Below are 18,036 nucleotides of genomic sequence, written 5' to 3'. Positions count from 1 at the left end.
CCTTCGTTTGCGTTCCTGACTTGCCACGACGCGCACCAAAAATGTCTTTCTCGGTAATGCCGTACTCCGCGACCTTGGCACGGATCTCTTCGACAACTGCCTGAAACTCAGCTAGGCGAGCAGCTTCTGCTTTCTCGGCCAAAGCGTCCAATTGGGCTTTCAAGACCTTGTAGGTCGCCATGATTTCCTCCCGTTGTTGTGCTGCACACATGATAGCCGAATCGGCCTTTGCGACGGAGCGCATGCAGGTTCGCTAAGTGTGGAATCCTACATAAAGCTCGGCTACCGTCCACTTCCGGTTTCAGATTTCGGCGACTGCAATCCGCCGGTTCGTCAACGAGATCGCCGAGTCGATCATCGTGAATTCCAATCAGGTGGCACAACGAGGGACCATTGCCGACCGCTTGAATCCGCCACAAGGAATGGACATTGCACATGGGCGTGTACTGGCGACAATCCTTTGGTGCGCCGCGATCTAGAAGAGCATCCTCGCTGCTAGACTCCCATAACGCCGCCGCGTCCACCGAGTCCCATGGTAAGGAAGCCCTCATGTGCGTGCGCTGCATGGTGATCGTTGAAGTTGCGTCTGTCGCATGGATGTGCGAGTGGGAGATAGGGTACGGTGCGTTGGCCGCAGCGCAGTTCGAGCGGGCGACCGAACCCTTCCTTCGTGCGGGCGTGAACGCAAACGCCAACGGGCTTGCGTATCTCCTCAACCTGCCTGCAGAGCAACTGCCAGACGTTACCTCCCCAACTGATGACCTGAACCTTGAATTCGCGACTTGCTGCCTCGACAAGCGCGTTGAAGCCTTGGACGCAGCGGTCGTACGGCTCGAAAGGGCCCTTCACCGGTTCGTTGGGCGGCCGAAAATCCGGCTTGAAGTTCAGGAACAGCAACACCTCGGACTTGTTCATGATCGCCGCCGGCACCGCACCGACGTTGATGTACTTCGTGAGGCCACGCAAGCCAGCATAGCGCGACAAAGGCACGTCGACGGGGTGCGGCTTTTTTGCCCGTCGGGGGACAATGGGATACCAGTCATGCCCTAGGATGATGGTCAATCGCTGTTGATGCATGTTCTGGCCGTAGGTCTGGAAGAGGCCGTGATCGGTCCACGGACACACGCCAAGACTTAGCCCAACGCCAGTTTTTCTGGTGATGTCTCGCAGAGCTAGGCCTCGCTGCACAGGATCAGAAACGGTGCTCTCAATTTCGATGGCGCGTTTGCTTGCTTCCTCGTATTGCTCGAACAAGGCGTTGTGGAAATCGGTCGTCAAACAGCCCCACTCGCGCTTCCGGTCGAGGTCCCAATAGTCGCGCAGTTCGGCGCCGATCGGCCCGAAGATGTGCTGGTAGGCATCGGTAATCTGCCTCACCTCGTCGCGCGTGTAGAAAACTCGTTCGTTGCTGTTCATCGCTTCTTAATCGGTGCATCGCCACGTGGAATGATAAGCTCAATATCTCCTACGCCATAGTCCGGCATGCTATGGGCTCATCCCCCGCAGGCCGCATATCAAATCAAGACGTAATGCGGCCAGTTGCGGTCTTTCGATAGCTTCTAGTGTGTTGCATCGATCGGTTGAATCCGCCGTCGATCGGCGCCGGTCGCGCGTTGCAGGGCGGCGGCCGGCCGCGTTCGGCCACGAGCATTATGTTAGAGCTGAACGGTGGTTGACCGGTTCAGAGCGAATTGAAGCCCTTCAGTTTAGTCGGATATGATCATGCGTTTAGCGCAAACTGCGCTGCTTCAAGCAGCCGGTGGTATTCTCCGGCCAGACAAATTGCGATGGAGATCACCTATGCTGAGCCGAGGCTATTTTATTGGAGAAATTGTGGATGACTTGGCCATATTGGGTGGCCAAGTCAAGATGCGAAACGCCATCCACATGTTCGACTTGACGGTTGCAACGGAGAATTTCTTTAGAGACGTTTTGAACATTCTTCTGGATGCCAGCTTCAAAAACTTGAACGCAAACAGATCAAACGAGCCCGGTCTTGATCTGGGAGATGAGAACAAGAAAATCGGGGTTCAAGTGACCTCTTCTGCGACCACCGACAAGGTCAATCACACTTTGGAGAAAATCACCGCCGATCAAGCATCGAAGTATGCAAAGATTGTCGTGCTCGGGATGAATAGGCGACAGAGCGCATATTCCATTAATGTAGCACTCGCTAAGAAGTACGACTTCACGACCGACGACGTCTGGGATCTTGACACGCTTGCCCGCAAGGCGTTCGATCTGCAGATCGATAAGTTGCAGGACCTGTACAACCTAGTACGCTCCAGTTCGGCTAGGCTAAAGATTGAGCTCGAGGTGCCCGACGAAAACGGGAAATTCCCTACTTCTGGGTACGACATGTGGGAGCGGCGGACCAAGCCGAAAGTCGGCGACGGTCGCGCGTTCTGTTCGTTCGTTGAAGAGCACGGCCACGATGCGCCTGAAATCGAGAAGGTTCAAAAAGCGCTCAAGAAGCTCGGGGCGGATCTTTCTCGCCTGCCTAGGCTAACCCGTGAATTCTTGGCGATGCTGTATGAAAGGCGCGAGCGAGGGCAATCGCGCCGATTCGGTGACGGCTCGAGCCATCTCCTGCTTAGCAAAGTGAAGAGGGAGTATCGCGGCGACGACTTGGATGGGGAGTTCGACATCCTGCGGCACGCCGACTTCCTGGACATCAATGGCGAAGACGCGTACGAGCTTGGGGCTACTGAGATCGGTTTAACGATTCCCACCGAATTGGAGGAACTCCAGCTCGAATTCGTATCGTACGTCGTCGAGAAAAAGCTCGGCTTCAGAAACGTGATCGGCTCAATCGATCTTTCAGCGTTCTAGCTGGTCCGCCTGGATTGAATGATCCACCTCGAGGCGCGGTACTTTGAAATGCCACCATCGTCGACGGAGGCAAGCCTCTGCTCGCATGAGGTCGACACAGTTCACGGCACTCTACGGGACACGTACGATGCGCAGGACAAAGGCGTCGCTGATCTACCGCCGCACGAAGAACTTGAGGGCAGTGCAGATGCTTCTCGGACACAGCAAGCATTTGCTCCGGGGAACGGTCGTTCGGCCGGCCACGACCGATGCATCGTCCCTATCAAACATCGACATGCGACTCAATCCAGACCCTGCCACCCTCGCGGCGCGGTACGCCATTTTCGACGACCGCGACCGGCCACGTTACGAGTAACGGCAGCCTGAACGATACCGTTGTTGCATAAATTGACATTAGCTCCCCAAACCGCTGATACTGATCATCCGACGAATAAAATCAGCGAGTCGAATTATGGACCTTGGTACGGCCTGCCAGCAGGCGGTTACACAATCGGATTCAAGCGACTTGCAACAGTTTGCTAACACTGTTGCGGGGATACTCAATCAAGATTCACTACTTAACGGAAATCTGCCGCAGGGCGCGACAATGTCGTACACCATACTCGCTATTAAGATAGGGGGAGATGCTCCCGAGGCCAGTTGGACAGATGACGGCACTGCGATGGGAACGTGGGTGGGTACGGTCCAAGGGGAGAAGGTGTTCGTGTTCGGTACGGCGGTCTTTTCGGATCCGACGCTGGGTTAGATCCCGCGTCATTCCATGCCGACAAGCGAACCGCATAATCAACCGCAAGGTCCCGGTGGACTTTCCAGCTCGGCTACCAGTCAGAAGGTGCGTTTCCCACTGCATTGGATTCGATGATGCAGCACGCGGAGTTGTTGCCGCGCGAATGGGGCTCCGAGCATGAAAATGTCGTTAAGGTGCGCGTTATCGCGCCGAGTCCGAGTTACCTGGGGAGTCAAGCAGACGTGGCCGATCGTCCAAGGGATGGGCGCGGCCGTGGACGCGCCGAGCCTCTTCCTATCGGTCGTTACTCGTTGGTTGGACGCGCGGAAAACGAAGGCTGAGGACTGGCCGGCCGTCATCGCCGTCCGAATGGCATCTCCCTCAACAGACCGCGCGCCCTCACGCGCGGATACAGCGCTACCTTCGCCGCCTGATAGCTCGCATGCGCGTCCGAAAGGTCGAGTCCGCGCGGATTGCTCCAAACTTTTGCGCGGCATGCCTCGTTCATTGCGCCGATTCGCTTCGCCTTCATGTGTCGCTGAATTGCTGCGCGCTCCTGCCACGTCAGAGCGTCAACGCACACGTCGACCTGTTCCGCCCGCTTCTTCGCCGCCTTCCGGTCTGCCTCTTCCGCGCGCTCGTCGGACGTCACCGTGCGTTCGTCTTCGGAGAAGCCACGGCACGACGGATCGATGCGCCCATAGCCAAGGCTCGGCACATACCCTGCCTGCCAGTCGTACCATTCGCCGAGCAGTTCTTCGATCTGGTTGCTTTCGTCGATCGTCATGTTGTTCCCGTTTTCGATTTGCTTGAGAGGTCGGTGATTCGTCGTTACATGACGACCGTGAAGTTGATGCCGTGGTGCGTGAGCCAGTCACCGATCGCATGGCGCATCGTCCGGTTACGGGGCCATGGAAACGAGACCTGCGTTCCATGTTCCGTCTCGGTGACCTCTCCTGAGAACGGGCATTCGTCGAACGCGATGAGATCCGCTCCCGTTAGCCCATCGAAGTGACGAATCGCCGAGATCAGAAGCCGGTCAGGCACGTCGCTGTACAAGATGCACGCAGCAGCACTCATGTCTCATCCCTCAGGTCGATTTCGTGTGCGCCACTAGCGAGGAACTGCCCGAGCACACGCGACTTCTGGTTGTCCACCCAATACAGCTTCGTTCGGAACACGCCCGGCGCGACCCAGCGCGGATCGCCCTTCGCGATATGCGTTCGGTACATCTCAGGAATGAACACGTCCGCCTCAACTGCAGCTACCAGTTGCCGCTTCACGGTCGGAATGCGCGCCAGCCGAAATACAGTCGCATCGATCTTTCGCGTGATCTCGGTGATGACCATCGCCCCCATGCCGCGCTTACGGGGCGTGCTACGCATCCCCGCCGGGATATGCACCCACATCCTCACTGGCAATTTGCCTCTCCCATCTTTCTGGCCCGGACCGGCGCCCATTCCTCAAATGCCCGATCCCACACATCGAACTTGAACTGTTTGGGCGTACCGACGCGGTTCTGATCGATCCACGCGTGACAGGCTCCGCAACCAGGAACCGTGAATTCGTTTTTCGCCTTCATCGCACCAGCCTTTCCGTGGCGCGATTGGTTCGAGTGGCACGGCACCACGGTTTCGTCGATTGGATTCCGCCGACAAAGGCCTGGCACGCGCAGATAACAGGGCTCGCCGCGGCAGGCCTCCAGATACCTCGAACCTTCTGCGACGGTCGGTCGTCTCGGGCGGCGCCTCTTCGTCACCTGCTGCGGGGCCGCTCCCGGCAACGGCGAACTCTTCCGGGACCACGACCCTCGCGACATCGGCTTCGTGCGCGGTTTGAATCCTGAGCGCTTCATGCCGACGCTCGCCCAACATCGACCATCGCGCGTATTGCCGGAATGACCGTGGCAATTCCCACCTCGAACGCGACGTGCCGGCGTTTATCGGCCGGCATCACCTCGTTTGATGCTGGGAACGCCTTGCCAGTGAGATGCAACTCGTAACCTTTCCTGCCCCGCCGCCCCAGCCTGATATACCCGGTAGAAATCAGACGGTTCACGGTGCGCTTCATGCTGTCAGGCGTGGATCGGAGCTGCGATGAAAGCGCCCCCAACGTAATGCCGGGACTTTCACCAAGACGCTCACAGATGCATCGTTGCGTGAAGCTCATCTTTTCGCCGCTCATCAGAATTCCTCCGTTTGCCAACCGCCGCCGTCCCTTGCACGACCAGCCTTCACCGCAATGAACCGCACCGGGTACTGATCCGCAGCGACCTTCACCTTCACGCGCGCGTCGTCTTGCCAGTGCCCCTTGACCTCATGCGCCTCGAGCTGGCCGTTGACGAGCATCACCGCGAAGTCCGGCGTGTAGAACGTGTTGTCAGCGAGCCGGAACTTGATGCCCTCGAAGCGATACCAAGCGACCTCGCCCGCCTGCTTCCGCGCCTCAAGGTGATCGGCGTACCGCTGCTCGGTCTTGTTCATCTCGCCGGTCCTCAGGCGCCCGAGTGCTTGCATGCGCGCCTTGGCGTCGGGCTGGCGGTATGCCGGCGTAAGCACGGACGGCGCACCGATCCCGTCGCCGATATCGTCGAAACCTGCGTCGACTTGCGGCCGATTGCCCGTCGCGTCGAACACTGCCTTCTGTGCCGCCGTCATCTTCGGGCGCGAGTCATCGCGCACGCGAGCCGTACCAACCGTTTTCACACCGGCGTCGACCCGCATCGGCCAGGTTGTTCGTTTCGTCATGCCTTCCTGTCGCTATCCACGTAATTCTTCAACTCACGGCGCGCCGTCTCGGCTGCCGCATTCCCAAAGCGTTCGCGCACAGATGCGATGAGCGCGTGAGCCTTGCTGTTCTTGCCGTCCCGTGCGTCTCGCACGGCGTTCATGAACCGCTCGCGACACTCGCCGGGCGTCATTCCGCTGCCTGCTGCGCGACCTGTTCGCGCGGAATGTCGTTGAAATAGGCGTACAGCGATTCGTAGCGCTCTTCGCTCTCGCGGCTAACCGTGCGCAGCATGTCCTCCATCCACTCGCCTGGTCCGGCTGCCTTGAACACCCTCGCCTTGTACTGCTCGAACACCTGATTCGGCTTTTCCTCGATACCAAGCTGCTTGCCTCTCTCGCGGATGCCCGGCGCGGTCTTCCACCAGTCCGGTGCGACAGTGATGCCAGCACCCGATGACGTCGCGGCCACGTCCCCTTTCAGCGGGAACAAGCCCGTCCAGCCACGCAGCACTGCCTCTTCGATGCATGCCGTCGGGTCTTGCCCCAGCGAACGCAGCTTCGTCAGCTTCCGGATCGATACGGTTGCCGCCGGGCGAGTCCACGGGGCGTCTTTGTGCTTTGCCTCGCGGTGCTCACACCACATGTCCCAATCCTCGAACTTCAGCCAGTCGGGCAGTTCGATCGAGCGCAGCTCGGCATGCAACGCAACTCGCGGCGCACGCCGTGCGCCTTGGTGGTTCTCTGATGGTTCCTGTGGTGGTTCATGGTGAATCGGGTGCAACCCATTGCACCCTTTTGCGAAACCCATTGCACCCTTTGTGTCGCTCGTTGCACCCTTTTTGCTAACCGTTGCACCCTTTTCGATGGGTGCATCCGTTGCACCCTTTTGGCCAGCGGAAATGGGTGCAATCTCTGCACCGTTTATCCAATCGGGATTGATTCGGTATTCGCAGGCACGGCCACGGCCGCCGCTCGCGTTCGCGACCAGAATCAACCAGCCGCGCTCAACCATGCTCTTGATCTGATACTGGACAGCACGCGCCGAGCGGCGTGTCTTCTCCGCCATCGTTTCGATGCTCGGGAAAATGTGCTCTCCGTTGTCGTCGCAGTAGTCGGCCAGCTTGAGGGCGAGCAACAGTTCATGGTCCTCGCCCGGATACCGGTCCCACACCATCGTTTGGACCTTGATGCTCATGCGGCCTCGTCGACCATGCCGAGCACCCACCGGAGAGCGTCCGCGCGCTCGCCCGTCGCCGTCGCCAGTTCCGCGGCAATCTGCTTTCGGGTGCGCATGCGAGGGGCTGCATTGCCGGTAAGCGCGGCTTTCTGCGCGCGCGACCGTTCATGCCCTTGCTTGCCTTCCCCAGCCGCAATAACGACTTTCACCTTTGCACGCTGTTCGGCAGGCTCAAGCTTCCCCAACGTTCGCGCATGCGTGACATTGATCTGCCCGGTGTCGACGGCCTTCTGAACGTCCTCGCAGCAGTCGAGCAAAGCTACGGTCGCGCGAACTGTCTGGACGTTGCACCCAAACAGAATTGCTACATCGTCCTCGGACCGCATGCGCAGCTGGCGCGCCATCTTCGCCGCCATGGAAAGCGGTGTCTCTTGTTGCCGGATCGCGTTCTCGCTGGCGATCGCGGCCGACAATACCGATGCGCGCTCGTTGCGCGCGAGACGGCGGACAATTCCTGGCACCGTGATCGGCGAATCGCCACGATCGATCAATCGACGATTCGCTTCCCGGGCAGCCTTTACGCGTTGCCGCCCGGTGACAACCTGCACCTCACCGGTATCCGGATCTTTCGTCACCTCAATCGGCTGGATCACGCCTTGGAACATGATGTTGCGGACCATGCTCTCGTCGACCGGCCAATGAACCCGCTCGTCAAAGAGCGGATGAGCCGGATCGATTACAAGCATGAGCTTGTCGGGATCGAAGTCGAGCGCGTTTCCCTTGCCCTTCGCTCCGTAGACGTCGATGGAATTTTTTGCCATTCGAGGATCCTCAGTGACCGCACGGCACGGAGCCGTCGAGAGATTCGAGCGCGCCGCACGACAGACACTTGCGCGGATACGTCGGGTGTTGGCTGGCGTCGCGCACTATGCGCCGCACTTCGTGGGAGCCGATCTCGTTCCGCTCATGCGTATCGGCCGATTGGTTGATCTGCGTGGTTTCCATAAATCTCGATCTATTAGGATTACTGAACCCGTATAGAAACGTTCTCCGTCGAAAACGCTTTTACCCGGGCCCGTCGCTTACATCACCACCGGCCGCCACACTCCCCGAAACCTTCACGTGCGCAGTGGCAGTTCACGCCGACCTTGCTCATCGTCGACAGCCCGTCCAGATACTCCCGCGAGACCACGCGCAGTTCGAGCGCATTCAGCCCGGCGTCGATCTTGTTGATCGGAACGCCAAGATTCCCCGACAGGAATCGGCTCACCTGCGAGTCGTCCCAGCCGAGCGCATCCGCCACCGGCCCTCGGCTGCGCGGATCGCTCAGCGCTTCCCGAAATGCCCGCTCGATGCTCGGTTTCCGGATGACCTCAATGGTGCTCATAGCAACTCAACTCCGTTCAAATCTGATTGAATGACCTTGAAGGTCGAATTTTCTAAACTGCATACATCACAACTGGATGCGAACCACCGCTATGCGAGAATTGAAGGCTCTAACCTCTTCAACAACCACACAACGGGGTTCGCATGACCACATCAAACGAACAAATACTCAACGAACTGGACAGCTTCCGTTACGGCGTTCTCGCCGCGCTTGCGGCGCTGAAGGCGTCGATTCAAGACTCACCCACCTTCAACCAAACGGCACTCGAGGACAGCGTTTCCTATTTCTTGGCGTCGCCGCCGTCCTCTGGCGACCAAGAAGCGTTCGAAAGCCCCCTCAGAGCTCTACTTGCCGATCGGAGCGATCTTCTGAAGGCTGTGCTGCGGCACCAGTAATCTCGATCGCCCCGTCTTTCGATATGCGCCATATGACCCGACCGGACGCCGGGTCGATCCCGCGCACCCCATCGGCATGCAACACGGCATATCCGTCTGAGCGATGGACCTCGAAATTCCACCGCACCCGAAGCCAGCGGACCACACGTGTGTACAGGCGCTTCACACAACCCTCTTCCATTGAACCCATCTCCATATTGAGATCCCGATGAAACTCGACCGCGAATATCAAAAGGAAGTCTTGACGGCACTTGCTGAGATTTACCCTTCTCTGGGACATGCTGAACTCGTTGGCGATGTATCCGAAGAAGCGCGTTCAGCGAACCTCTACTACTTGGCGGAGCACGGGTTAATCACTGATTCCGTGAAACCCAATCTCGATAGCTCCTTCCACTACCAGCCAGCGCGCATCACAAAAGACGGGATGGATTTCCTTGCTGAGGATGGTGGTCTCTCTGCAATCCTCGGCGTCGTGACGATCAAGCTGCACGAAGACACAATCAAGTCGCTCATCGAATCGAAGATCATGGAATCCGATCTACCTGCCGGCGATAAGCCTCGATTCGTCGATGCGCTTCGATCGCTGCCTGCCGACGCCACAAAACACCTAACGATGAAGCTACTGGACTTGGCGCTGTCTCACGCGCCGGGCGCACTTCACGCAGTACAAACGGCTCTTCACATCGGTTCGTGATAGGCCCTGGTAAGCGCTCGAATCGGCCCCAGCCAACCTCAGGTCCGAGTTCAACCCAGAATTCGATCAACTCACTGGATGACTCTATGACTACATGCCCATTTGCAAACACAATGGCGTCGAAGGGAATGTTCACTCGGGTGCTCTCCATCCAGGGACCGGGCTTCGGACGGTCGAACCAGAGACCAGACGTGCATACAGGCGCTTCATGGGATCTCCTTTTGTCCAAGTAAAAGTTCGAGCGAATGAAATGAAAAAAAGCGAAATCATTGCAAACTGTCTCGTTAATATGGACATCGGCATGAATGCCACCGATGCGGAAACTCGAGTCCAGCAGATTTTCGTCGAGGAATTTCCGGACGACAGCTACCATCTCTGGAACACTGACGTCGACAATGCCCTCGCACACGACCTGATCAAACAGGTTGGTCGCGCAAGCAAAATCAATGTCCGACTATTCATTCTTGATCTTTGGTGATGCCTTGCCCCCTTCGCGCGCAACCAGCCGGCCCAGCCTGGCCGCATTGCCGCTCGTCAGCGCGCCAACGCCACCGGCGAGCGGATGCTGGAACGTGCGGCCCTCGGCTTGTGCCAGCATCTCCATGTCGAACAGGCCGATCACGTCCTGCACGAATTTGAGGATATCGAGCCCGGTAACGCCGTCTCGCCGTATGACGATCACCTCAGCTTCACCGCGCTCATCACCGACAACGACCTTGATGAATCTGCTCATGTCAGGCGATCTCCTTCTGTTGAGCGACCTTTTCCTCATGGAGCCTCATCAACGCTGAAGCCAAGCGATAAGAGGGGCGGCATTTCCCAAGTCGACCGCTCTGTATTTCCGAGATCGTTGGCTGAGAGCAATCGATCGCGCGAGCAATGTCGACTTGGCTCATGCCAAGGCGCTTGAGTTCGAGGGCGATGAATTGAAGATCCATGCACTAATTATAGGTTTGCCGATTTTCATGTCAATAGGCAAACCGATGCATTCTTGTATAAGAATTCCTATATGCCAAACAGCACCTACGGAAAACGCCTTAGATCGGCGCGCAAGAACGCTCAGCTGACGCAAAAACAGCTGGCGGACAGGGTCAACCTGACGCAGGCGACAATCTCTGAGCTTGAGAACGACGAATATGATGGATCGGCCAAGACGCCGGCCATGGCGAACGTTCTTGGCGTCAATGCTCTATGGCTAGCTGAGGGGAAAGGCGATCCGTCAGCGCCCTCCCTGTCCCACGATAGTTACGATGCGGCAATAGGCGCCGCGAGCGTCGCAGCGCGGAGATTAGTCGACGCCATTCTCAAGGCTGACAAGGCTGGCGAGCCTGTACAGACGTTCGCACTGATGCTTCGAATGCTTCCGAATCCGGACGAGCCTCCCGCATTGCTGAACCCTTAACAGCTGCTCGACAGTCAAGCTCCGCCCTTTCGCCGACCGGCTCTAGCGCAGAATCGTCCGCGATTAGTGTGCGAGTCATAACGAATCGCTGCCGATCCTCTCCTACACCAAGCGCAGGCTCCCCCAAGAGGCTGACAAGCCATTTGTTTCCTTCATGCACCCGTCGAACGTGCACCAACTTCCCGACCAGTAACGCGTTCCAGGCGCGCTTGATCTTCGCCAGATCCCCCGGCCTGCATTGCAGGCGCATTGTTCCTTCTTCGCTCATCGGCCGCCCTCGTCTTCGTCAGCACAATATAACTGTATATATGTACAGTAGTGTAGCGTCAGAATTGGGAAGCTTTCAACTGTATTCAGACGGCGGCCTTGTGGCCGATGGGACTGCGCGCCTTTCGGAGCTTGCCTTTCGGCGTTGATGAAATGTCACAGTCGTTGCAAGCTAGGTACCCTCCCTCTCTTGAAAACGACGAAATCAGGCCGATAATTTCGATACAACTCAGAATTTTCTAACTGAGCTCTGCACGTGCAGAATTTCGCTAGTACAATTCGCCAACATGATTTGGCAGTGCAGCATTCCCGTTACTTCTCTTGGAGAGCCCATATGAGCATCAAAGGCAAGACCGGGACCATCCATGGAGTGGAGGTCCAGGCGCGTCAGACCACCCAACTGCCGACGGTCAAGGTTGTGACTCAGTCTCCGGCCGGTCGTAAGGCGATTCTTAACGCCGCAAAAACGGTGTACGAACAGCATCATTCCGTCATACAAGCCCTCGCGAATCGATGATCCTCGATGCAGATCTGGTAGAGATCGTCCACGATTTCATCCTGCAGCACGAACCAGGCTTGAACGGAAACACGAACAGGGGCGCTCTTGAGGGCGCCCTTGGTCGTATTGAGAACAGAATTCACTACGAAGGCTTGGCGGACGTTTTCGAAATCGCCGGCCTGTATGCGGAAGCGATTGCCCGGGGACACGCATTCCCCGACGCTAACAAGCGAACCGCCCTCGTCTCCGCGCTAACCTACCTTTTGATCGAAGGATACGAGGTTGCGCGCACCCCGGCTCTAGAGGACATCATGGTCGATGTCGCGAAGGCCCAACTCAATTATCTCGACCTCGCGAACATCTTCGCGACGCTAGCCAAACGCCTCCCTGATCCTCCAGGGTTTGAGCATCTGCCGCAATAGGCTTCAAAGGGCCACCCCTCCTCTTGGCCCGCGCAAATAAGAGACTATCGTGTCCGGCGTCTCGCGCCTCGGCGGTGTTTCGAAGTAACTTCCGATTTCACCCCCTAGTTGTTACAACTTCCCCACGCAAATATCGGCAAACCTATTGACAGATATTATCGGTATGCCTATATTTCATGCCAATGCGGCACAAGGTGCTGCGCCACCGCCCCAGGCGGATCGCTCTCTAACCCTGACGGAAGATGAATAGGTGCTCAGCACCCAGCCCTTGGCCTCGTGCGGCTGAATGTAAAAGCGCGAGAAATGGCGGCCTGATGAGCTGCTACCGCAATGCGGCGCCCGGCGACGAGTGGCGTGGTAACTCGTCGCGCCGTCACCGATCCGGAGCTGGCTCAGCCAGGTGTAGCCGGACAGGGACGTAAAGCAACGATGACCAATGCGCTTTTCACGAAAGCGTATCGGCCATCAACTACAGGAGATTGATATGGCAGAGCAAAAGCTCGAGTACCTCCACAATGGCTCGGCACTCGATTTGGTGCGCGACATCATTCGCTATCAGCCACGCGGCGACGAACCCCTCGATTCCTTCATCGATCGTGTGATCCGCTCAGTGTTTGCCGTGGACAAAGCACTGGCGACCTCGAAACGGCTCAATCAATCGCCTTAAGACCGCTATGAATCGCCCGCAGATATGTTGCGGCAATCTTTCCAAGCGCCTCCGCGTCAGCCTCATCCCCGATGCGGTCAGGACTAGGGAGTTTCAATGATCCGCTCCGAATCAGTTCGACAAGGATCTTTGTAGCTTTGCTGTCTTCGTTTTGCTCACTCATGGGTCGTTCCTTGTGACGGTGGTTAATGGATGCCGCCTCTCAGCTCGGCGCATCCATTATCGCAAGGAACATTCCCTCAATTTCTCAAAAAAGCGCACTCGTTCGCGGACATCCGCACCCATCAACCCAGCGCGGCAGCACCCTGCCGTGTGCGCGCCCTTGAGAGTTTCGACAGCGTTGATCGGACGACATTGAACGCCAGTGTCGTTCGTTGAGCGTTGTCATGTATTCGCATTCCTAATCATATTGGAGAAACGCATGACCACGGCCACCAAGGAACAGATCTACGACGAGCAGATCTCGCCGCTCATGACGCAGATCATCTCAATCTGCAAGGAACACAAGATACCGATCGTCGCGTCGTTCTTCACGCCCGGTGACGACGATCCCGAACTCGCCGTCACAACCGCCCTGCTCGGCGACGGCTTCGAAGCACCGAAGAACTTCAGCAACGCTCTGCGAGAACTTCGCCCTGAGCTATTCGGTGGAGCACCGTTGATGCTTCGAACCGAGCTCGGCGACGGCAGCACGACGCTGACCGCCATCGTCTGATACCTGCAGCGCCAGGTCAAATAACAACGTGAGGTAACGATGAATCGAGATTGGATTCCATTCTGTGTGATCGCCGGGTTCTACCTGCTTGCCGGCGCCGTCGCTCCCCCGATCGAAGCGCTGATGGGAGTGTGGTCGTGAAAACCCTTCTCATCCTGTGGCTCAAAAGTCTTGGCGTGTTGATTGTCGCCATCCTGGTTCTCGCCACCACACAACAGTGGGACGAGACTGCACGCTGCGCAGCGACCTACTGCACGTAGTCCAATCACGTTGCCGCGACGTCTTCATTCCCGGTGGTGCGTCCATATCAAGCTTTCGATCAATTCCATCGAATACTTGATGTAGCCGGCCTGCGACACAACAACCGCGTGCTCCGGCATCTGCAAGACATTCGGATACGCACTTAACCCAGGCACTTTCGCGTCCTTAAGTGCGCGAGCAGCATCCGCAATGCGTTCGCATGCAGTTCGAATCGCAATAATTGGCATAACGAATTCTGGAGATGGCAGCTCCAATACCGGAATTTCACGGAGAGCCACACCGACTACTTCAAGGCGATTCGGATCGTACAAGTTCTGCAAGTACTCGAATGTGCTCTCGGGATCTCGAAGATTGGTCAAGAGCTGATCGGCCACCGCGCTTGCCTCGCTCGCGACCTGGCGAAGATAACGGGCGCGCTTACGAATGCTTTCTGCTTTGTCGTTCTCTTGCTGCAGCCTTTGCTTGTCGAACTGCCATTTGACCATTATGGCCGAAGCAAAGATGGCAACAATGCCCCCAGTGGCTTGCACCCATGACGCCATGAAGTCTGGCTTGTAGGTTTGCGTTCCGGCTGATGTCGCGCCGAACAGAGAAACCATAATCACAATCGCAATTCCACCAAGAATTCCGAACACCGTGTTCCAGTGCCTCATCGCGTCCTCGTTGTGAAATGACGCGCGAATCCTAGCATGCGCCGTTACCCGAGCCGCGCAAATTTCGGTGCCTTGGATGCGCGGCTTTTTCTTGTGGGCGGCTTGTTCGGCGCCCTTCTTTTTTCTTCCCGGCTTCAACGGCAGACGCTCGGCTACCCAGTGCGGCCAAGCACCCGCCATTGAGGCTTCCCCTCGAACGCGTGAGGACAGCATGACGGAAGACATCGAAAACTTCCTCGGCACTGTGCCCGAGGCGACAGCGAAGGCAGTCGCGACTGGTATTGGCCTGCCGCATTTTGACGTCGTGAAAGCGATCAACAAGATGTACTCGAGCGGCATGGTCGAGCGCGAAAAGCGCCCGGGTGCCGGCAATGAATACGTGTACTGGCTCTCGCGTGGCGCGCCGGCTGCGCAACAGTCAAGCGATGCCGAGTCCTCCGCGCCCGCGCCGTTGCTGGCCGCAGCGATCGCGAAACTGCCGGTCGCTGCCCTCGGCGTAATCGACACCTCGCACGTCATCGCCGAGCTGCGTGCTGACATCGAGCGCCTCACCGCCGAGCGCGACGCCGCGCAGCTGAAGGCGGACACCTGGCGGGCGAACGCTGCGACGCTCGAGGCCCGCATCGACGAGCTGACGATCGGCCCGGTCGGCGCACGCGCGCCGCTGTTCGTGACTGTCGGCCGCAATTGCAAACCGCAGCGCCACGAATCGCTTGAGAAGGCCCAGCGCCGCGGCCGCGCCCTCGTGCGCAGCGAAAAGGAATCCGAGGTGCTTGTGCTCGAACCGATCGGCCGGATCGTGCGCGGCACCGAGTGGCTGCCCCGATGACCACAAAAAAATGCCCCGACGATGGCCGTGAAACTCGCCGGGGCGAACGAACCATGCGACGTGCATGGGACGAGGAACTGTCGGGCCCATCGTACGCCCGCAAAAGACCGTGAAGCACCTCCGAGTTCCGCCAAAACCGCATTGAAATCGGCCACTACTGTATTCAAGGAACGGATATGACAACCACCGACAAGAGCCGCGCTGATGCGCTGACCGGACCCTACAGCACCCGCCACCGCAGCGTCGGAGACTGGCTGTGGTGTGAGTTGATGGATTACTGCAACGAACGCGGCATGCCGCCCGCGGATAATGACCGTCTTTTCACAATCGTCGATCTAGCTCGTGCCGCATGGGATCGCCCTGTCGAGCAGCACGAAGCAGCGCCGGCCAGCCTCGAAGGGCTGCGCCCTGCGGTCCTCACGCCACGCGCGATCGTGCGCGACGAATACGGGATGCTGACGCATCCGGCTATCCCGGCCCTCGACGAGGACGTGAACTACCAGACGTTCTTCGCCGCGTTCGGCATCGAATCGACGTTCGTCTGCATGGAAACCGACGTCGACTGCGACGCGTACGAGCGGTACGTCGAGTCAAACGATCCGAACTGCAGCTTCTGGACGCCGAGCACACCGGCCGGCGACGGCTGGCTGCTGCTCGAGATCTACGACACCGAGGACGGCCCGGTCGCACTGTACGTGCGCGAGAAGAAGCCGGAATCGATGCGCGAACGCTGGAAACGCGAGAAACAGGAGCATCTCGCCACGCAACCCGCACCATCCGCCCCGCTCGAAGGCACAGGCAATGGGGCGGATGAAGCCGAACACAAGCTGACGTGCAGGGCGATCGACGGCGCGATGGCGTTTGGCTACCAGAACACGAATCCGCCGCCGAGCGCCGATCACTGGCTCGCGCCGTACTGGCATGTCGGGCGCAAGCAAGCCGAGCTGGAGACGCGGGCCACAGGACGTGTGGCCGTTGCTGACCTGCCGAGCTTCCCGACTATGCTGCGGAAAATGTGGAGCGGCACCGAAGTCCAGCAATGGATCGACGACTGTATCAAGCCGCTCGTGCAAGAACGTCATCACGATTGGCACTGCGCCCCTCGCACTGAGGTGGCGGGAGCGATGCTGTCCGGCGACGCGAGCGAATGCCTGATGGCCGTGGTGAGCCATCACCGTGACTTCGTGAACGCGTGCAAAGTGATGCACTTCGATGCGATAAACGACGACAGTGACGCGTACTGGGAAAAGCAGATTGATGTGCTGAACCGCATGAAAGCGCAGGCGGAACGTGCACTGTCGGAACCATTCGCAGATGCAGCTGCAGCGCCGACAGACGAGACGTGCAAATGCCACCGTATCGGAGATTGGAAAGGCTTCCATCATCCGCTGCGCGATAAGGCGCACGAAGACGCGCCCGCAGCGGGAGCGCCGCCAGACGAGCGGTTGGCGTTCGAGTCGATGCAGGGTGCCGCGCTGTTCCTGACGAGCAACCATGCCGTCACGCATGTTCCGATCGAAGGCGTGCAACGCAATCGCACGTGGGTGGCGCAGCGTCTGCTCGATCTCGTCGACGCAGCGAAGGCCCGCGCGGCAGCATCGCAGCCCACAGCGGAGCCGCGCGCCGAGGTGAAGGACGACGACGAGCTCTGCGCCGAGCGGTATCGGCTCCTGCGGCGGGGGCAGCACTGGAGCGTGATCAACGGCATTGGCGACACGCTCAGCGCTGGTGAACTGGATGCAGTCATCGACGCCGTCCGCGCAGGAGGTCAGTGATGACATATGCTAAGAAGACCCCGGCGGCCGACCGCGTGCTCGCCGCGATGACACCAGGCGAAGTGCAAAGCCCCTCCGATGTCGCGAAGCGGTTCGGAACTGCGGCCGCGCTCGTGCGGCCGGTGCTCGAGCAGCTCGTCACCGCCGGTTCGCTCAGCCGCGTGCGCCGCCCGCGCGTCAAGCTGCCGAACTACATCCTCGCTGGTACCGAGAAGAACATGACGCAGAGCGACGGCTATGTCGGAATCCCGGCAGCGGCGCGCACGTATGTCGTCACGACGGGCGACCTCGACGCGTACATGTCCGAGATCAGGCGCCGCGCCGACCTTTGCATGATGGTGCGGCGGTGAAAGGACTACCGGATGTCGTATCGGGCCTGCAGACCGGCCATGAATTCTCGAATGGCACCTTCGCATTCGACCTGGTCGTGGTCGACGCCGGACCGGCGAATCCCGCTCGTCGTCCAGTTTCCCCCGTTCGCTCGGTCCGGATCCGTAACAACCTTGGAAACATGCAGATTTCGACACGCATGCAGCCCTTCCATGTGGTCATTGATGATCTTCAGCAGCTCGTCAGCATCGATGATCTCGCGCGGCATTTTCAGC

General features: G+C 58.6%; 30 protein-coding genes and 2 pseudogenes. 14 read left to right on the top strand and 18 right to left on the bottom strand.

The genetic code is table 11. The features are described from left to right. Both DIE11_RS34250 and DIE11_RS34245 read right to left on the bottom strand, forming a co-directional pair. Window positions 1-181, bottom strand: a pseudogene (locus DIE11_RS34250) (H-NS family nucleoid-associated regulatory protein); the annotation flags it as partial. Window positions 182-495: 314 nt separating this feature from the next. Beyond that, entirely contained in the window at window positions 496-1,416 is a 921-nt protein-coding gene (locus DIE11_RS34245; protein WP_124629706.1) for a hypothetical protein, read from the bottom strand. Window positions 1,417-1,722: 306 nt separating this feature from the next. On the opposite strand from DIE11_RS34245, the gene DIE11_RS34240 reads away from it, so the two are divergent. Both DIE11_RS34240 and DIE11_RS37305 read left to right on the top strand, forming a co-directional pair. Beyond that, window positions 1,723-2,832, top strand: coding sequence for an SMEK domain-containing protein (locus DIE11_RS34240; protein WP_124629705.1), 1,110 nt, complete (start codon window positions 1,723-1,725; stop codon window positions 2,830-2,832). A 112-nt stretch (window positions 2,833-2,944) separates the two neighbouring features. After that, window positions 2,945-3,040 (top strand): annotated as a pseudogene (locus DIE11_RS37305) (integrase); the annotation flags it as partial. An 874-nt stretch (window positions 3,041-3,914) separates the two neighbouring features. Here the strand turns inward: DIE11_RS37305 and DIE11_RS34230 are convergent. From DIE11_RS34230 to DIE11_RS34190, 11 genes are all read right to left on the bottom strand, one after another. Next, window positions 3,915-4,346 (bottom strand): hypothetical protein, encoded by a 432-nt coding sequence (locus tag DIE11_RS34230; RefSeq protein WP_124629704.1) that lies wholly within the window; start codon window positions 4,344-4,346, stop codon window positions 3,915-3,917. A 44-nt stretch (window positions 4,347-4,390) separates the two neighbouring features. Beyond that, a complete protein-coding gene (locus DIE11_RS34225; RefSeq protein ID WP_124629703.1) occupies window positions 4,391-4,639 on the bottom strand; it encodes a phage portal protein in 249 nt (82 codons plus the stop codon). Next, the gene (locus DIE11_RS34220; protein WP_260437246.1) at window positions 4,636-4,908 is read right to left on the bottom strand and encodes a hypothetical protein; all 273 of its coding nucleotides are present in this window, start codon (window positions 4,906-4,908) and stop codon (window positions 4,636-4,638) included. Before DIE11_RS34220 ends, DIE11_RS34225 begins: the two co-directional genes overlap by 4 nt. A 62-nt stretch (window positions 4,909-4,970) precedes the next feature. Next, the gene (locus DIE11_RS34215; protein WP_124629701.1) at window positions 4,971-5,414 is read right to left on the bottom strand and encodes a nuclease domain-containing protein; all 444 of its coding nucleotides are present in this window, start codon (window positions 5,412-5,414) and stop codon (window positions 4,971-4,973) included. Then, window positions 5,411-5,743 carry a hypothetical protein gene (locus DIE11_RS34210; RefSeq protein ID WP_124629700.1) on the bottom strand — a complete coding sequence of 111 codons (333 nt, stop codon included), beginning with the start codon at window positions 5,741-5,743 and terminating at the stop codon, window positions 5,411-5,413. The genes DIE11_RS34215 and DIE11_RS34210 overlap by 4 nt, the downstream gene beginning before the upstream one ends. Further along, window positions 5,743-6,306 (bottom strand): hypothetical protein, encoded by a 564-nt coding sequence (locus tag DIE11_RS34205; protein WP_124629699.1) that lies wholly within the window; start codon window positions 6,304-6,306, stop codon window positions 5,743-5,745. The genes DIE11_RS34210 and DIE11_RS34205 overlap by 1 nt, the downstream gene beginning before the upstream one ends. Beyond that, window positions 6,303-6,479, bottom strand: a complete 177-nt coding sequence (locus DIE11_RS36625) for a hypothetical protein (RefSeq protein ID WP_185633863.1) — start codon at window positions 6,477-6,479, stop codon at window positions 6,303-6,305. The genes DIE11_RS34205 and DIE11_RS36625 overlap by 4 nt, the downstream gene beginning before the upstream one ends. Continuing rightward, window positions 6,476-7,483 (bottom strand): helix-turn-helix domain-containing protein, encoded by a 1,008-nt coding sequence (locus DIE11_RS34200; RefSeq protein ID WP_124629698.1) that lies wholly within the window; start codon window positions 7,481-7,483, stop codon window positions 6,476-6,478. The genes DIE11_RS36625 and DIE11_RS34200 overlap by 4 nt, the downstream gene beginning before the upstream one ends. Then, on the bottom strand, window positions 7,480-8,286 hold the full coding sequence (locus DIE11_RS34195; RefSeq protein ID WP_124629697.1) for a ParB N-terminal domain-containing protein: 807 nt from the start codon (window positions 8,284-8,286) through the stop codon (window positions 7,480-7,482). The genes DIE11_RS34200 and DIE11_RS34195 overlap by 4 nt, the downstream gene beginning before the upstream one ends. A 10-nt stretch (window positions 8,287-8,296) precedes the next feature. Then, the gene (locus tag DIE11_RS36620) at window positions 8,297-8,470 is read right to left on the bottom strand and encodes a hypothetical protein (RefSeq protein ID WP_156429861.1); all 174 of its coding nucleotides are present in this window, start codon (window positions 8,468-8,470) and stop codon (window positions 8,297-8,299) included. An 82-nt stretch (window positions 8,471-8,552) separates the two neighbouring features. Then, a complete protein-coding gene (locus DIE11_RS34190; protein ID WP_081056699.1) occupies window positions 8,553-8,852 on the bottom strand; it encodes a DNA-binding protein in 300 nt (99 codons plus the stop codon). Window positions 8,853-8,995: 143 nt separating this feature from the next. Between DIE11_RS34190 and DIE11_RS34185 the strand changes: the two genes are divergently transcribed. The 3 genes from DIE11_RS34185 to DIE11_RS34180 all read left to right on the top strand — a co-directional run bounded on the left by DIE11_RS34185 (window position 8,996) and on the right by DIE11_RS34180 (window position 10,419). After that, window positions 8,996-9,247: a hypothetical protein gene (locus tag DIE11_RS34185; protein ID WP_124629696.1), complete on the top strand. Its 252-nt coding sequence runs from the start codon at window positions 8,996-8,998 to the stop codon at window positions 9,245-9,247. 208 nt (window positions 9,248-9,455) lie between these two features. Beyond that, entirely contained in the window at window positions 9,456-9,941 is a 486-nt protein-coding gene (locus tag DIE11_RS36615; protein WP_185633862.1) for a hypothetical protein, read from the top strand. A 250-nt stretch (window positions 9,942-10,191) separates the two neighbouring features. Beyond that, on the top strand, window positions 10,192-10,419 hold the full coding sequence (locus DIE11_RS34180; protein ID WP_124629695.1) for a DNA-binding protein: 228 nt from the start codon (window positions 10,192-10,194) through the stop codon (window positions 10,417-10,419). Here the strand turns inward: DIE11_RS34180 and DIE11_RS34175 are convergent. Continuing rightward, the gene (locus DIE11_RS34175; protein ID WP_124629694.1) at window positions 10,396-10,674 is read right to left on the bottom strand and encodes a hypothetical protein; all 279 of its coding nucleotides are present in this window, start codon (window positions 10,672-10,674) and stop codon (window positions 10,396-10,398) included. The two genes, DIE11_RS34180 and DIE11_RS34175, sit on opposite strands and share 24 nt — an antisense overlap. A gap of 1 nt (window position 10,675) precedes the next feature. Continuing rightward, entirely contained in the window at window positions 10,676-10,879 is a 204-nt protein-coding gene (locus DIE11_RS34170) for a helix-turn-helix transcriptional regulator (protein ID WP_124629693.1), read from the bottom strand. Window positions 10,880-10,932: 53 nt separating this feature from the next. Between DIE11_RS34170 and DIE11_RS34165 the strand changes: the two genes are divergently transcribed. The 4 genes from DIE11_RS34165 (at window position 10,933) to DIE11_RS34150 (ending at window position 13,198) form a co-directional block, all read left to right on the top strand. After that, the gene (locus DIE11_RS34165; RefSeq protein WP_260437245.1) at window positions 10,933-11,343 is read left to right on the top strand and encodes a helix-turn-helix domain-containing protein; all 411 of its coding nucleotides are present in this window, start codon (window positions 10,933-10,935) and stop codon (window positions 11,341-11,343) included. 601 nt (window positions 11,344-11,944) lie between these two features. After that, entirely contained in the window at window positions 11,945-12,127 is a 183-nt protein-coding gene (locus DIE11_RS34160; RefSeq protein WP_124629692.1) for a hypothetical protein, read from the top strand. Beyond that, window positions 12,124-12,531, top strand: a complete 408-nt coding sequence (locus DIE11_RS34155) for a type II toxin-antitoxin system death-on-curing family toxin (RefSeq protein WP_221622481.1) — start codon at window positions 12,124-12,126, stop codon at window positions 12,529-12,531. The genes DIE11_RS34160 and DIE11_RS34155 overlap by 4 nt, the downstream gene beginning before the upstream one ends. 484 nt (window positions 12,532-13,015) lie before the next feature. Beyond that, complete coding sequence (locus DIE11_RS34150) at window positions 13,016-13,198, top strand: hypothetical protein (RefSeq protein WP_124629691.1); 183 nt, start codon at window positions 13,016-13,018, stop codon at window positions 13,196-13,198. Here DIE11_RS34150 and DIE11_RS34145 read toward each other — a convergent pair. Then, on the bottom strand, window positions 13,182-13,361 hold the full coding sequence (locus DIE11_RS34145) for a hypothetical protein (RefSeq protein WP_124629690.1): 180 nt from the start codon (window positions 13,359-13,361) through the stop codon (window positions 13,182-13,184). The genes DIE11_RS34150 and DIE11_RS34145 overlap by 17 nt on opposite strands. A 258-nt stretch (window positions 13,362-13,619) precedes the next feature. On the opposite strand from DIE11_RS34145, the gene DIE11_RS34140 reads away from it, so the two are divergent. Together DIE11_RS34140 and DIE11_RS37300 are read left to right on the top strand one after the other, a co-directional pair. Beyond that, window positions 13,620-13,913: a hypothetical protein gene (locus tag DIE11_RS34140; RefSeq protein ID WP_124629689.1), complete on the top strand. Its 294-nt coding sequence runs from the start codon at window positions 13,620-13,622 to the stop codon at window positions 13,911-13,913. A 137-nt stretch (window positions 13,914-14,050) separates the two neighbouring features. After that, on the top strand, window positions 14,051-14,173 hold the full coding sequence (locus DIE11_RS37300) for a hypothetical protein (protein WP_260436586.1): 123 nt from the start codon (window positions 14,051-14,053) through the stop codon (window positions 14,171-14,173). Window positions 14,174-14,197: 24 nt separating this feature from the next. On the opposite strand, the gene DIE11_RS34135 is transcribed toward DIE11_RS37300, so the two are convergent. Further along, window positions 14,198-15,052: a hypothetical protein gene (locus DIE11_RS34135; RefSeq protein WP_124629688.1), complete on the bottom strand. Its 855-nt coding sequence runs from the start codon at window positions 15,050-15,052 to the stop codon at window positions 14,198-14,200. Here DIE11_RS34135 and DIE11_RS34130 point away from each other — a divergent pair. The 3 genes from DIE11_RS34130 (at window position 15,039) to DIE11_RS34120 (ending at window position 17,781) form a co-directional block, all read left to right on the top strand. Then, window positions 15,039-15,656 carry a 1-pyrroline-5-carboxylate dehydrogenase gene (locus DIE11_RS34130; RefSeq protein WP_124629687.1) on the top strand — a complete coding sequence of 206 codons (618 nt, stop codon included), beginning with the start codon at window positions 15,039-15,041 and terminating at the stop codon, window positions 15,654-15,656. The two genes, DIE11_RS34135 and DIE11_RS34130, sit on opposite strands and share 14 nt — an antisense overlap. A 176-nt stretch (window positions 15,657-15,832) precedes the next feature. Next, entirely contained in the window at window positions 15,833-17,431 is a 1,599-nt protein-coding gene (locus DIE11_RS34125; RefSeq protein ID WP_124629686.1) for a hypothetical protein, read from the top strand. Then, on the top strand, window positions 17,431-17,781 hold the full coding sequence (locus tag DIE11_RS34120; protein ID WP_124629685.1) for a hypothetical protein: 351 nt from the start codon (window positions 17,431-17,433) through the stop codon (window positions 17,779-17,781). Before DIE11_RS34125 ends, DIE11_RS34120 begins: the two co-directional genes overlap by 1 nt. 5 nt (window positions 17,782-17,786) lie before the next feature. Here DIE11_RS34120 and DIE11_RS34115 read toward each other — a convergent pair whose 3' ends face one another. Beyond that, window positions 17,787-18,029 carry a hypothetical protein gene (locus DIE11_RS34115; protein WP_124629684.1) on the bottom strand — a complete coding sequence of 81 codons (243 nt, stop codon included), beginning with the start codon at window positions 18,027-18,029 and terminating at the stop codon, window positions 17,787-17,789. Window positions 18,030-18,036 lie beyond the last annotated feature (7 nt).

It is taken from the genome of Burkholderia sp. Bp9012, from assembly GCF_003853825.1.
Classification (GTDB): Bacteria; Pseudomonadota; Gammaproteobacteria; order Burkholderiales; family Burkholderiaceae; genus Burkholderia; species Burkholderia diffusa.
This window is presented reverse-complemented; position numbering and strand designations above follow the sequence as displayed.